This window comes from Pseudomonas sp. GL_090, from assembly GCF_057837765.1.
Genome location: NZ_CM174452.1, coordinates 4,408,687 through 4,423,599, shown reverse-complemented (window position 1 = coordinate 4,423,599; position 14,913 = coordinate 4,408,687). Strand labels below are relative to the sequence as shown.

Here is a 14,913-nt window from a genome sequence, read left to right as displayed (position 1 = left end):
CATGAACACCACCGCCCTCGAACCTTCGGTAGACGTATTCCAGACTTCGGCCCAGCAGGCCTTTTATTTGCGTGCCCAGGAGCTGGGCGCTCGGCCGCTGTTCGCCGCGCTGACGTTGCCGGTCGCCAGCCCGGTGGAAGCCCAGGCGTTGCGCAGAGCCGTGGAAACACTCGGCCGGCGCCATGAAATCCTGCGCACGCTGTACCGCCGCCTGCCGGGCATGAAGTGGCCGGTGCAAAGCCTGTGCGATGCCTTGCCGGTCACGTTGCTGGGCAACCAGCCTTCGCTGGACGAGGCCTTGAGCCGCAGCCGTGAAGTCATGGTTGAAGATTCGAGCAAGGCGCTGGTGGTGGCGCAGGTTGAAGACCAGGCAGGGCAGTCTTTCATCACCCTGCTGACCCCAGCGTGCAGCTTCGACGAGGCCTCGCTGCGGGTACTCTCGGCCGAGCTTGCCAGTCTGTTGCGCGGCGAAACCCTGGTCGAAGACGAGGACGCGCTGCAATACCTGGACTACAGCGCCTGGCAGGAAGAACTGCGCGAAGCAGACATCGGCCACCAGGGCGCCGCGTTCTGGCGCAACCTGCAACAGCAGTTCGCCGTGGCCCACCGTTTGCCGTTCGAAAAAACCGTTGAAGTGTCCCTGGCTCGCCGTCAGGTCACGCTCAGCGATGCCACCTGGTACGCCGGGGTACAACGACTGGCTGATGAGTCGAACGTCGAGGCACCTCAGGTCGCGTTACTGCTGTGGAGCGCATTCGTGGCGCGCATCGGCCAACAGGAAAAAGGCCTGATCGGCTGGCAGGTGGACGGTCGCAACGAGCAGACCGCCGCCACCCTCGGGCGTTTCGCCCGGCGTTTGCCGGTGGCCTTCGAATACCGCAGCCAGCAGACTCTGGCGCAAGCCTTGGCAACCTTTGCCGCCAGCGTCGAACAGTCGCTGTCGTGGCTCGATTGCCTCAATGAATTTGAATTGAGCACTGAAGGCACCGCGCCGCTGCGTTACGGCTTCGTCCATCAGGCTGGCGAAGAGGCCGCAATCGAGGTGGACGACGGCAACCCGGAAGTCCTGCGCTTGCGAGTGCTGGGCGATCAGTTGCAGTTGTCGTGTCTCGACGATGCGTTGCCTGAATCGATGCTGGCCGAGTGGCTGGGGCAGTTTGCCGAGTTCAGTCGGCAACTGTTGGCGTCGCCCGAACTGACCCTGGCCGGGGCTGATCTGGTCAGTGCCGCGCAACGGACTCGCCTGATCGAAGGCTTCAACCCGAACGCCACCGAACAGGTTTTGCCGTGCCAGTTCCTGCACGAGTTGTTCAGTGAACAGGCGCGCCTGCATCCGCAACGCATCGCCCTGAGTGTCAACGGCCAGCGCCTGACCTATGCCGAGCTGGATGCGCGCTCCAACCAAGTGGCCAATACCTTGCGCGCCCAAGAGGTGGCGGCGGATGAAATCGTTGCGGTCTACGGTCAACGTTCTCTGGAGATGGTTATCGCCCTGTTGGGCACGCTCAAGGCTGGCGCTGCGTACCTGCCACTGGACCCGAACTACCCGATCGAGCGCCTGGCGTTCATGCTCGCCGACACCGGCGCGCGCCAGGTACTGGCCTGCCAGCCGCTGCCAGACGCGTTGCACAGTGAGCGTGTGGTTTCCCTGATGCCGGGGGCTGAAGTCTGGTCCGCCGCGCAATCCGAACCTGCGCCTCAGGGCGACAGCGCCAACCTGGCCTACGTCATCTACACCTCCGGTTCCACCGGCAAGCCCAAGGGCGTGATGATCAGTCATGCCAACGCCGTGGCCTCGACCCTGGCGCGTACGGCGTTTTATCGCCAGCCGCTGCGCGCGTTCCTGATGCTCTCGTCGTTCTCCTTCGACAGCTCGGTGGCCGGGGTTTTCTGGGCGCTGGGGCAGGGCGCGACCCTGTGCCTGCCGGACGAAGACAACTACAAGGATCCGGCCAGACTGGCGGCGTTGATCCAGCAGGAAGAGATATCCCACTACCTGACCTTGCCGTCCTACCACGCGCAGATTCTCGAGCACCTCGACCGCCAGGCGCTGGCCTGTGTGATCGTCGCTGGCGAAGCCTGCGGCAACGCACTGGTGCAGCGACATCGCGAGGCATTGCCGGGGGTGGCGCTGGTCAACGAATACGGCCCGACCGAAGGCACCGTGTGGTGTTCGGCCTGGGAACTGCCGCTTGACCAGGACGATGACAGCATCCCGATCGGCCAGCCGATTGCCGGCATGCGCCTCCACGTGCTCGGTCCGGACCTGCAACCGGTGGCCGTGGGCGTCGAAGGCGAGCTGTATGTCGGTGGCGCCGGCATCGCCCGGGGTTATCTGCAACGGGCCACGCTGACGGCCGAGCGTTTTGTCCCCGACCTGTTCGCGAAGGCGGCAGGCCAGCGCCTGTACCGCACCGGCGACCTGGCGCGCTATCGCGCCGATGGCGTGCTGGAGTACCTGGGCCGGGTCGACCATCAAGTGAAAATCCGCGGCTTCCGCATTGAGCTGGGGGAAATCGAGTCGGCCATGCGCAACGCGCCGGGCATCGAGGACGCCGCCGTGATTGCCCACGAAACCCCGACCGGTCCGCAACTGCTGGGCTTCGTGGTGTCACCGGCCGACACCGCCGAGATCCGCCTCAACGAATTGCGCAGCCACCTGGCCGAGGCGCTGCCCGAACACATGCAGCCGGCACGCTTGCAGGTGCTGGAGCGTTTCCCGCTGATGCCCAACGGCAAACTCAATCGCCAGGCCTTGTTCGATCTCGATGTGCGCCGCAGCGTCTTTGTCGCGCCGCGCAACGACCTGGAAAAGACCCTGGCGGCGATCTGGGTCGAAGCGCTGCAGGTCGAGCGCGTCGGTGTGCACGACAACTTCTTCGAACTCGGCGGGCACTCGCTGCTGGCCACGCGCATTCGTGCGCGGATTCAGGAAGAACTGAACCTGGCGATCCCGCTCAAGCTGTTTTTCGACGGTGACACCCTGGAGCGACTGGCGGCGGAAATCGAGCAGTTACACCAGCACAGTGAACACAAAGAAAACGATGTAGACGCCCTTGAAGCGTTGTTTGACGAAGTGGATGAGGAACACGCGCGATGAGTGCCGCACCGGACAGAATGATGACCCTGGCCCAGCGTTTCTGCGGCTTGAGCGCGGACGCCCGGCGTGCGTTGCAACAGAAGATGCATGCCCAGGGGCTGACCCTGGAACTGCTGCCGATCCCGCCACGGGACCGCGCCGTCGACACGCTGCCGGCGTCCTACGCGCAGCAGCGCTTGTGGTTCCTCTGGCAGATGCAGCCCCAGGCCACTGCCTACAACCTGACCGGTGCCTTCCGCCTGAGCGGTGAGCTGAACCCTGAGGCGCTGGCGCAAACCCTGGACGCGCTGGTACAGCGTCACGAAGTACTGCGCACCACCTTCGTCTTCGATGAGCAGCAAGTGCTGCAAAAGATTCACCCATGGATGGATGCGCCGCTGGTGGAAGTCAGCGCTGGCGACGAGGCCGAACTGCAACGGCAGATCGCCCTGAACGCCGAGCAGCCATTCGATCTGCACAGCGGTCCGTTGATGCGCTGCCGCTTGATCCGCCTCGATGCGCAGCAACATGTGCTGGTGCTGACCTTCCACCACATCGTCACCGACGGCGGCTCGCTGCCGATCCTGTTGCAGGAGTTCACCCGCCTCTATGCGCAGTTCAGTACCGGGCAGTCTGCGCAGCTGCCGGAGTTGGGCATCCAGTACGCCGACTTCGCCCGCTGGCAGCGCCTGTGGCTTGAGGCAGGCGAGGCCGAACGCCAGTTCAATTACTGGCGCGAACAGTTGGGGCACGAGCATCCGCCACTGAACCTGCCGACCGACCGTCGTCGCCCGGCGATCCCGAGCCAGAAGGGGGCCAGCGTCGAGCTGGAAATCTCCACTGCGTTGACCGCCCAACTGCGGGATCTTGCCCGCCGCGAAGGCTGCACCTTGTTCATGCTGCTGATGGCGGCATTGCAAACGCTGTTGCACCGCTACAGCGGCGAACAGGACATCCGCGTCGGCGTGCCGATTGCCAACCGCACTCGCCAGGACGTCGAGAACCTGCTGGGCTTTTTCGTCAACACCCAGGTCCTGCGTAGCCAGCCACGGGCCGACCAGCCGTTCGGGCAATTGCTGGCCGAGATCAAGGCCGCGGCACTCGGCGCACAGGCCCATCAGGACCTGCCGTTCGAGCAACTGGTCGATGGCCTGGGGGTGGAACGCAGCCTGAGCCACACGCCGCTGTTCCAGGTGATGTTCAACCACCAGCGCGACAGTGGCGGTCCGCAACGCTGGGACCTGCCAGGGCTGAGCGTCGAACCGCTGATCTGGGATGAGAAAACCACCAAGTTCGACCTGATGCTCGACACCGTCGAGGGCGACGAGGGCATCCGCGCGTCGTTCGTCTACGCCACCGAACTGTTCGACGCCTCGACCATCGAGCGCCTCGGCCGGCATTGGCTGAGCCTGTTGCAGGCGATTTGCACTGACAGCACGGTTGCCCTGGCGGACCTGTGCATGCTCGACGCCGCCGAGCAGCAGGCGACCTTGCTCGACTGGAATCGCACTGCCGGGTTGAGCAGCGATCAGCCGAACCTGTTGTGCGCCCATCAACTGATCGAAGCCCAGGTCGCCGCGCACCCGAACAACATCGCCGTGACCTGCGATGGCGTCACCCTCACTTACGCCGAACTGAACCGCCGCGCCAACCGCATCGCCCATCGCCTGCGCGAGCGCGGCGTCGGCCCGGACGTGTTGGTGGGCATCGCCCTGGAGCGTTCGCTGGAGATGATCGTCAGCCTGCTGGCGATCCTCAAGGCCGGTGGCGCCTATGTGCCGCTGGACCCGGAGTATCCGCAGGATCGCCTGGCCTACATGCTCGCCGACAGCGGCACGTGCCTGTTGCTGACTGATTCCGTGCTGTTGCCACGCTTGCCTTTGAACGAACAGATCGAAGTGATCTACCTCGATCACGCCAGCGACTGGATGCTCGAGGCGAGTGCCGACAACCTGCCGAACCTGACTGCTCCAGAGAACCTGGCCTACGTCATCTACACCTCCGGCTCCACCGGCAAACCGAAAGGCACGCTGCTGCCCCACAGCAACCTGACGCGCCTGTTCAGTGCCACGCAACACTGGTTCGGTTTTAACGCCGACGATGTCTGGAGCCTGTTCCACTCCTATGCCTTCGACTTTTCCGTGTGGGAGATCTTTGGTGCGTTGTTCTACGGCGGCAAACTGGTGGTGGTGCCGCATGCGGTCAGCCGCTCCCCGGAAGACTTCGCCCGTTTGCTCAGCGACGAGCGCGTCACTGTGCTGAACCAGACGCCGTCGGCCTTCCGCCAGTTGATGCCGTTCGCCTGCGCCAATGCGCAAAACCTGTCCCTGCGTTATGTAGTGTTCGGCGGCGAGGCGCTGGACGTGGCCAGCCTGCGTCCGTGGTACGACGCCTTCGACGACCGGCAGCCGTTGCTGATCAACATGTACGGCATCACCGAAACCACGGTGCACGTGACCTACCGACCGCTGTCCCGCGCCGACCTCGACGGCGCCAACAGCTCGCCGCTGGGCGAGCCGATCGCTGATCTGCGCTGGTACGTGCTCGACCCGCGCCTGAACCCGGTGGCCAAGGGTTGCGTCGGTGAGTTGTACGTCGGCGGTGCTGGCCTTGCTCGCGGTTATCACCAGCGTGCCGACCTGACCGCCACGCGGTTTGTCCCGGACCTTTTCGCCACCGAGTCGGGCGCGCGGCTGTACCGCACCGGCGATCTGGCGCGGTATTGCGCCGATGGCAGCATCGAGTACGCCGGGCGTATCGACCATCAAGTGAAGATCCGTGGCTTCCGCATCGAACTGGGGGAAATCCAGGATCGCCTGCAAAGTCATCCGGTCATCGAGCAGGCGCTGGTGCTGGCGCCCGAGGTCAATGGCAGCCCGCAACTGGTCGCATGGTTCACCGCGACCGGCGACGACAGCGATTTGCGTCAGTCCCTGCGCGAACACTTGCAGGCCGGTCTGCCGGAATACATGGTGCCGGCGCACCTGATCAAGCTCGACCAATGGCCGCTGACCGGCAACGGCAAGCTGGATCGCGGTGCATTGCCCAAGCCTGACGCGGCGCTGGCGCAGCAGGCTTACACGGCACCGATGGATGCGCTGCAAACCGAATTGGCGGCGATCTGGCAGGACGTGCTCAAGCTCGAGCGCGTAGGCATCGACGACAACTTCTTTGAGCTGGGCGGCGACTCGATCATCTCGATCCAGGTGGTCAGCCGTGCGCGTCAGGCCGGGATTCGCATCACCCCCCGCGACCTGTTCCAGCACCAGACCGTGCAGAGCCTGGCGAAGGTCGCGGTACGCAGCGCCGGGTTGCTCATCGACCAGGGGCCGGTGCGTGGCGAGGTGCTGCTGACGCCGATCCAGCACTGGTTCTTCGAGCAAGACATCGAGGCCCGTCATCACTGGAACCAGTCGCTGCTGCTGGAACTGCGCGAACCGTTGGACAGCGCCAGCCTGCAACAGGCCTTGGCCGCGCTGGTGGAGCATCACGATGCATTGCGCCTGCGTTTGCGTAATGTCGACGGCGTCTGGCAACAGGCCCAGGCCGAGCAGTGGAACAGTGCCGAGGTGCTGTGGCAGCGCCAGGCTGCCGATGCCGATGCCGATGAATTGCTGGAACTGTGCAACGCCGCGCAGGCCAGCCTGAATCTGCAGGACGGCCCGCTGTTGCGCGCCTTGCTGGTGGACATGGGCGCGGCGGGTCAGCGCCTGTTGCTGGTGGTGCATCACCTGGCGGTGGACGGCGTGTCGTGGCGATTGCTGCTGGAGGATTTGCAAACCGCGTATCAACAAGCGCAGCAAGCTCAACCCTTGCGTCTGCCAGCGAAAACCAGTGCCTATCAGGCCTGGGCCGCTCGCCTGCAATCCCATGCGCAAAGTGCCGGATTGGCCAGCCAGGCCAATTACTGGCAAGACCAGTACCGCGACGTGCAAGTTGAACTGCCCGCCGACAACCCCCAAGGCAGCCTGGCCAGCCAGCACGCCATCAGCGTGGAAACCGTGCTCGACAGCACCTTGACCCGCCAGCTGCTGCAAGATGCTCCGGCGGCTTACCGCACCCAGGTCAACGACCTGTTGCTGACGGCGCTGGCGCGGGTGTTGGGCCAATGGACCGGTCAAACTTCGACCCTGGTGAAACTGGAAGGCCACGGCCGCGAAGACCTGTTCGACGACATCGACCTGACCCGCACCCTGGGCTGGTTCACCTCGATTTTTCCGGTGAAACTCACTCCGGCCACTGATCTGGCCGGCAGCGTCAAAGCGGTCAAGGAACAGCTGCGCGCCGTGCCTGACAAAGGCATCGGCTTCGGCATCCTGCGCTATCTGGCCGACACCGGCCTTGAGGATCTGCCGTCACCGCAAGTCACCTTCAACTACATGGGCCAGTTCGACGCCAGCTTCGACGAACAGGCGCCGTGGCGCCCGGCCAAGGAAAACGGTGGCGCCGAGCAGGGCGCATCGGCCGAGCTGGACCGGGGCCTGAGCATCAACGGCCAGGTGTATGCCGGGCAACTGCGCCTGAGCTGGACCTTCAGCAGTGACGTGTTCAACCCGCAGACAGTGCAGCGTCTGGCCGATGCCTATGCGGTGGAACTGCAGCAACTGATCGAACATTGCCTCAGCGGTGCCGGCGGCCTGACCCCGAGCGATGTGCCGCTGGTGCGCGTCGATCAGGCGCAGCTGGATGCCTTGCCGCTGGCGGCCAGCCGGATCGAAGACATCCTGCCGCTGTCGCCGATGCAGCAAGGCATGCTGTTTCACAGCCTGTTCGCCCCGGATGCCGGGGCTTACATCCCGCAGATGCGCGTGGATGTGCAGGGTCTCGACGTCGAGGCGTTCCGCGATGCCTGGCAACAGACGCTGCAGCGCCATGAAGTGCTGCGCGCGGCGTTCTTCAGTGAAAGCAACGGCTCGCGGCCGCTGCAAGTGATCCTCGCCGACGCCACGCTGCCGCTGACTGTGCTCGACTGGCGCGATCAAACCAAGGTGACCGAAGCGCTGGATCGCCTGGCGGAGGACGACCGTTTGCGCGGTTTCGACCTGACGGTGGCGCCGTTGCTGCGCCTGACGTTGGTGCAGACCGCCGCTGACCGCCATCACCTGATCTTCACCAATCACCACATCCTGCTGGACGGCTGGAGTACCTCGCAGTTGTTCGGCGAAGTGCTGCAACGCTACTCCGGTGTCATACCGGCGCCAGTCGTTGGCGGATATCGCGATTACATGACCTGGCTGGGCAGCCGTGATCGCGCCACATGCGAAGCGTTCTGGCTGGAGCAATTGCAGTCGTTCACCGAGCCGACGCGACTGGCCGGCGCCTTGCCAGGACCGGTTGCAGGGCAGAGCGATGCTCATCGCACCCTGCACCTGAGCCTGGACCGCGCGGCCACCGAACGCCTGAGCGGCTTTGCCCGTCAGGCCCGCGTCACGCCCAACACTCTGCTGCAAGCGGCGTGGCTGTTGCTGTTGCAGCGCTACACCGGGCAGCAGACTGTGGCGTTCGGCGCCACAGTGTCGGGGCGTCCGAGCGAGTTGCAAGGCATCGAGCAGCAGATCGGTCTGTTCATCAACACCTTGCCGGTGATCGCCACACCGCACCCCGAGCACACGGTCAGCCAATGGATCGATGAAGTCCAGGCACTCAACCTCAGGTTGCGCGAAGTCGAATACACGCCGCTGGCAGATGTGCAGCGCTGGGCCGGTCATTCTGGCGAGGCGCTGTTCGACACACTGCTGGTGTTCGAAAACTACCCGGTGGCGCAAGCGCTGGAGCAGGGTAACGCCAGCGCGTTGAAGTTCTCCGGCATCAGTCACCACGACCAGACCAGCTTCCCCTTGGCCATCGCCGCCGAGCTGGGTGAACGCCTGGACTTGCGTTTCAACTACGACACGGCGCTGTTCAGCGCCGAAGCCATCGAAGGCTTGAGCGCACGTCTGCTGGCGTTGCTCGATGCCATGGTCCGTGCGCCACAGCAGCCATTGGGGCGCCTGAGCCTGCTCGATGCCGAACAAACGGCGCAGCAGGTCGAAGGCTTCAACCGCACCGCGCAGGCCTGGCCGGATGTGCGCCCGGTCTACCAGTGCTTCGAAGCCCAGGCGCTGCAAACCCCGCAGGCCCCGGCCCTGGTGTTTGCCGGCCAGACCCTCAGCTATCGCGAGCTCAATCAACAGGCCAACCGGCTGGCGCACTACCTGCGCAGCCAAGGCGTCGGCGCCGAAGTGCTGGTGGGCATTGCCGCCGAGCGTTCGCTGGAACTGGTGATCGGCCTGCTGGCGATCATGAAGGCCGGTGGCGCCTATGTACCGCTGGACCCGGACTACCCGCGCGAACGCCTGGAACACATGTTCAAAGACAGCGGCGTACACCTGCTGCTGACCCAACGGCATTTGCTGCAGCAGTTGCCGATTCCAGCCGCCACCACGGCGATCTGCCTGGACGACATGGCGCCGTTGCTCGAAGGCCGCAGCGACGAGAACCTGCCCTGCGTGGTCGAGTTGCAATCGCTGGCCTACATGATCTACACCTCCGGTTCCACGGGCAAACCCAAGGGCGCGGCCAACCGTCACGATGCCTTGTACAACCGCCTGGCGTGGATGCAGGGCGCTTATCCACTGGACGGGCGCGACACCGTCTTGCAGAAAACCCCGTTCAGTTTCGACGTGTCAGTCTGGGAGTTCTTCTGGCCATTGATGACCGGCGCGCGCCTGGCCGTGGCCGCACCGGGCGCTCATCGCGATCCGGCGCAACTGGTCAGCCTGATCGAGCAGTACCAGGTCAGCACCCTGCATTTCGTGCCGTCGATGTTGCAGGCGTTTGTCCAGGGCGAAGGCTTCGAGCGGTGCGCCAGCCTGCGGCAGATCCTGTGCAGCGGCGAAGCCTTGTCGGCAGACTTGCAGCACAGCCTGTTCCGCGTGCTGCCCAACGTCGGCCTGTACAACCTGTACGGCCCGACCGAAGCGGCCATCGACGTGACCCACTGGACCTGTGTCGACGACGGCGGCTTCAGCGTGCCGATCGGTTATCCGATTGCCAACCTGGTCACCTACATCCTCGACGACAGCCTGCAACCGCAAGTGCAGGGTTGCGTCGGTGAGCTGTACCTGGGCGGCATCGGCCTGGCTCGCGGTTATCACAACCGTCCGGAGCTGACCGCCGAGCGCTTTGTCGCCAGCCCGTTCGGTTTACAGGGCGAGCGCCTGTACCGCACCGGCGACCTGGCGCGTTACCGCGAGGACGGCGTAATCGATTACGTCGGGCGCATCGACCATCAAGTGAAGATCCGCGGCCTGCGCATCGAGCTGGGGGAAATCGAAGCCTGCCTGCTGGAACATCCGTCCGTGCGCGAAGCGGTGGTCATTGCCCTCGATGTCGGCAAGTCCAAACAACTGGTGGCTTACGTCACAGGTGATGCTGCCCTCGATCCACTCAAGCAACACCTGCGCAACGCGCTGCCCGAGCACATGCAGCCGAGCCACGTGCTGCTGCTCGAACAGTTGCCGGTGACGCCCAACGGCAAGCTCGACCGCCGCGCATTGCCGCAGCCGGATCAACAAGTGCGTGAATACATCGCGCCGCGCAATGCCGCGGAAACAACGCTGCAAGCGGTGTGGCAGGCGTTGTTCGAAGTGCCGCAGATTGGCATGCAAGACAACTTCTTCGAACTGGGCGGTGATTCCATCGTCTCGATTCAGGCCGTCAGTCGCGCACGCAAGGCCGGGTTGAGCATTTCACCCAAGGATGTGTTCAGCCATCCGACCATCGCCGAACTGGCCTCGGTCGCTCAACCGGTCGGGGAGGATCAAGCTGTACCGACTGTGTTCGCACCGACAGCAAAAATCGAACTGAGTGACACGCAATATCAGGCGCTGGAACTGACGGCGGACGAAGTCGAGGATGTTTATCCGCTGTCGCCGATGCAGCAGGGCATGCTGTTCCACTCGGTGCAGGACGGCGACTCGGGGCTGTACGTCAACCAGATCGAAGTGGGCGTGCGCGGGGTTGATGGCGCGCGTTTCCGTGAAGCCTGGGCCGACACCGCCCGGCGTCACGGGATTCTGCGCACCGCATTCCTCTGGGAAGGCGACAAGGAACCGCTGCAAGTGGTGCTGCGTGATGCGCCGTCATTGCTCACCGAACTGGACTGGCGTGGTCTGGATAATCAGCCCGGGCGTGTGCGCCAACTGGCCCTCGAGGAGCGCGAACGTGGCTTCTCGTTGAACCGCGCACCCTTGTTGCGCCTATTGTTGGTGCGCCTGGAGGACGACCGCTATCGCCTGATCTGGACCTATCACCACATCCTCATGGACGGCTGGAGCGTGTCGCGCCTGATCGGTGAAGTGCTGCGCCATTACAGTGGCGACGAGCACGAGCCGGTGGCCGCCTATCGCGACTACATCGACTGGCTCGGCCAGCAAGTCGCCGAGGCCAGCGAGGCGTTCTGGAAAGGCAAGCTCGCCAACCTCGAAGGCGCCACGCACCTGGCCCGCGCTTTGCCGGTCAAGGCGCCGCAGGCGGGTTACCACGCAATCTATACGCACCTGAGTGCCGCGCAGACCGGACGTTTGCAGGCCTTTGCCCAGCAACAGCAAGTGACGCTCAACACCCTGGTGCAAGCCGCGTGGCTGTTGCTGTTGCAGCGCTACACCGGCCAGCGCACGGTGACCTTCGGCGCCACCGTGTCCGGGCGTCCGGAAACCCTCAACGGCTCGGAGAACATGCTCGGGCTGTTCATCAACACCTTGCCGGTGGTCAATACGGTGCCGACTGAAGCCCGCGTCGGTGACTGGCTGCGCGAAATCCAGGCCTACAACCTCGACATCCGCGACTTCCAGCAAACCCCGCTCAGCGACATCCAGCGCTGGGCCGGGCAGGGTGGGCAGGCGTTGTTCGACAGCATCATCGTGTTCGAAAACCAGCCGGTGGACCGCACCCTGCGCGAGTGGAACGGCGACTCCCTGCGCTTCGAGGACATTTCCGATTTCGGCCTGACCAGCTTTGCCATGGATCTGATGGTCAGCCTCGATGAAGGGCTGCGCATCGAGTACATGCACCAGCGCGATCAGTTCGATCTGACCACCGTGGAAATCCTGCGCGGCCACATGGAAAGCCTGATGCTGCGTCTGTGCGACGATGCCGGGCGCACCGTCGGTGAGCTGGGCCTGCTGACCCTGGACGAAGGCCGGGCGCTGGACGGCGAGCTGCCGGTGATGGCCGAGGGGGGCGAGACGCCGGTGCACGAGCTGATCCGCCAGCGTGCGCGACTGCAACCGGATCACACGGCGCTGGTGCTCAGTCATGCCGAGCGTGACGCCGAGCAGTTGAGCTACGCCGAGCTGGACCGTCGCTCCGACGCCTTGGCGGTGCATTTGCTGGAACGGGGCGTGCAGGCCGAAGACGTGATCGGCGTGTTCATGGAGCGCTCGCTGGAGCTGGTGGTGTCGCTGCTGGCGGTGATGAAGTGCGGTGCCGCCTATGTGCCGCTGGACCCGCAATACCCGCAGGAACGCCTGCGCTACATGATGGCCGACAGCGACATGCGTCTGCTGCTGACCCAGGAGCGGCTGCGCGATAGCGCACAACTCAATCCGGGCACAACGATGGTCGCCGTGGATCGCTTGAACCTTGATGTCGATGTGACGCTGCCTTCGTGTTCCGTGCACGCCGAGCAATTGGCCTACCTGATCTACACCTCGGGCTCCACCGGTAAGCCGAAAAGCGTCGCCGTGTCCCACGGGCCGCTGAGCATGCACGTGCAAGCCATCGCCGAGCTGTACGAGATGGACCCGGACAATCGCGAACTGCATTTCATGTCGTTCGCCTTCGACGGTGCCCATGAACGCTGGATCACCGCGCTGATCAGCGGCTCGACCCTGGTGATCCGCGACAACACCCTGTGGACCGCCGAACAGACCCTGGCGGTGCTGCACCGCCAGCGCATCAGCGTCGCCTGCTTCCCGCCGGCGTACCTGCTGCAACTGGCCGAGCACGCCGAACTGCAGGGCGGCGATCCGCCGCCGGTGCGCATCTATTGCTTCGGTGGCGATGCGGTGCCGGACGCCACCTTCGAACGGGTCAAGCACACCCTCAAGCCACAATACTTGGTCAACGGCTACGGTCCGACGGAAACCGTGGTCACGCCGTTGCTGTGGAAAATCGCCGCCGACGGCCACTGCCAGGCGATGTACGCGCCGATTGGCCAACGCGTCGGCGCCCGCAGCCTGCACGTGCTGGACATGGACCTCAACCCGTTGCCGGTGGGCATGGTCGGCGAGCTGTATATCGGCGGACGGGGTGTCGCGCGCGGCTACCACCGTCACCCGTGGCAGTCTGCCGAGCGCTTCGTCGCCGACCCGTTCAGCGCCGAGGGCGGGCGCCTGTACCGCACCGGCGACCTGGTGCGCCGGCGCGAAGATGGCGTGTTCGATTACGTCGGGCGCATCGACCATCAGGTCAAGGTGCGCGGCTTCCGCATCGAATTGGGCGAAATCGAAGCCCGTTTGCGCGAGCAGGCCGGGGTCAACGATGCGTTGGTAGTGGTGCGGGACAACGGCCAGGGGCCGCAACTGGTGGGCTATGTGGTCGCGGCACAAGACGATGGCCTCGGCCCGCGTTGCCAGGCGGCATTGCGCGAAAGCCTGCCCGACTACATGGTGCCGACGCAGGTCGTGGTGCTGTCGCGCTTCCCGCTGACCCCGAACGGCAAGCTCGACCGCAAGGCCCTGCCGGACCCGGCCTTCAGCGGTCGCGAATACATGGCCCCGCGCACGCCGCTGGAATGGGCGCTGGCGGAGATCTGGCAGCAGGTATTGGGTGTCGAGAAGGTCGGCATCACCGACAACTTCTTCGAGTTGGGCGGCGATTCGCTGCGCACCCTCAAGGTGATCTCGAAAGTCCGCGCCCTGAACGAGCCTGACTTCCAGCTCAAGCTGCGGGACATGATGGCCAAACCGACGATTGCCGGGTTGTCCGGAGTCGATGAACAGCCCGTGCGGCAGAGTCCGCAACCGCTGTTGCTGCTCAACCAGGTGGTGAATGATCAGCCGCCGCTGTTTTGCCTGCACGCCGGTTTCGGCACGGTGTTCGACTACGAGCCACTGGCCCGGCGCCTGGAGGGGGAGCGCACGGTGTACGGCGTGCAATGCCGGATGCTGCTCGACCGGCAATGGCACGACACCTCGCTTGCGCAGATGGCCGCCGACTACGTCGAGGCAATCCGCGCCCGGCAACCCCAGGGGCCGTACCACGTGTTGGGCTGGTCGCTGGGCGGGGCGTTGGCGTTGCTGGTGAGTGACCTGTTCGAACAGCAGGGCCAGCGTGTGGCATTCGTCGGTCTGGTGGACAGCTTTGTACCGACCCAGGCCAATGCCGTGGCCAGCCCGGATGAGTGGCGTACGGATCTGGCCGAGTTCCTCGGTGCAACTTTGAGCATGGATGGCGAGGTGATTGCCCGGGTGTTGACTACCGAGTCGGCAGGGGACCACGACGCCGTGGCGCGGATCATTCGCGCGGTGATCGACAGCGAAAGCGATCAGGCCAGCGGTTATGCGCTGCTTGGTGCCGACGAGTTGGCCCAGACGTTCATGGTCAGCACACGCTTGAAGGCGCTGTCGCGGCAGGTCGAAACCTTGCCGATTCCTCAGGCCGAACTGCATTGCTGGTGGGCCGATGGCAACCCGACGGCCGAACGCGCGACCCTGGAGCGTCAGCAACCACGGCTGCGCAAGGTGCAAACGGTGACGGCCGGCCACTTCGATATCCTGCAGCAGGATGAGTGCCTGGACGTCGTGGTGGCGGCGCTTGGCCGGGAGGTGGTGGCGCAGATCTAGGGCTTG

Annotated in this window: 2 protein-coding genes and 2 pseudogenes; all 4 read left to right on the top strand. The window is 64.6% G+C overall.

Going from position 1 to position 14,913, the window contains the following annotated elements; all coding sequences use genetic code 11:
- Position 1: 1 nt before the first annotated feature.
- Positions 2-922 (top strand): annotated as a pseudogene (locus tag AC3ITA_RS19830) (condensation domain-containing protein); the annotation flags it as partial.
- A 210-nt stretch (positions 923-1,132) separates the two neighbouring features.
- Positions 1,133-2,728: pseudogene (locus AC3ITA_RS19825) on the top strand (amino acid adenylation domain-containing protein); the annotation flags it as partial.
- Positions 2,726-3,100 carry a phosphopantetheine-binding protein gene (locus AC3ITA_RS19820; protein WP_489280812.1) on the top strand — a complete coding sequence of 125 codons (375 nt, stop codon included), beginning with the start codon at positions 2,726-2,728 and terminating at the stop codon, positions 3,098-3,100. The pseudogene AC3ITA_RS19825 and the gene AC3ITA_RS19820, both read left to right, overlap by 3 nt.
- Entirely contained in the window at positions 3,097-14,907 is an 11,811-nt protein-coding gene (locus AC3ITA_RS19815) for an amino acid adenylation domain-containing protein (RefSeq protein ID WP_489278261.1), read from the top strand. The genes AC3ITA_RS19820 and AC3ITA_RS19815 overlap by 4 nt, the downstream gene beginning before the upstream one ends.
- Positions 14,908-14,913: the final 6 nt, after the last annotated feature.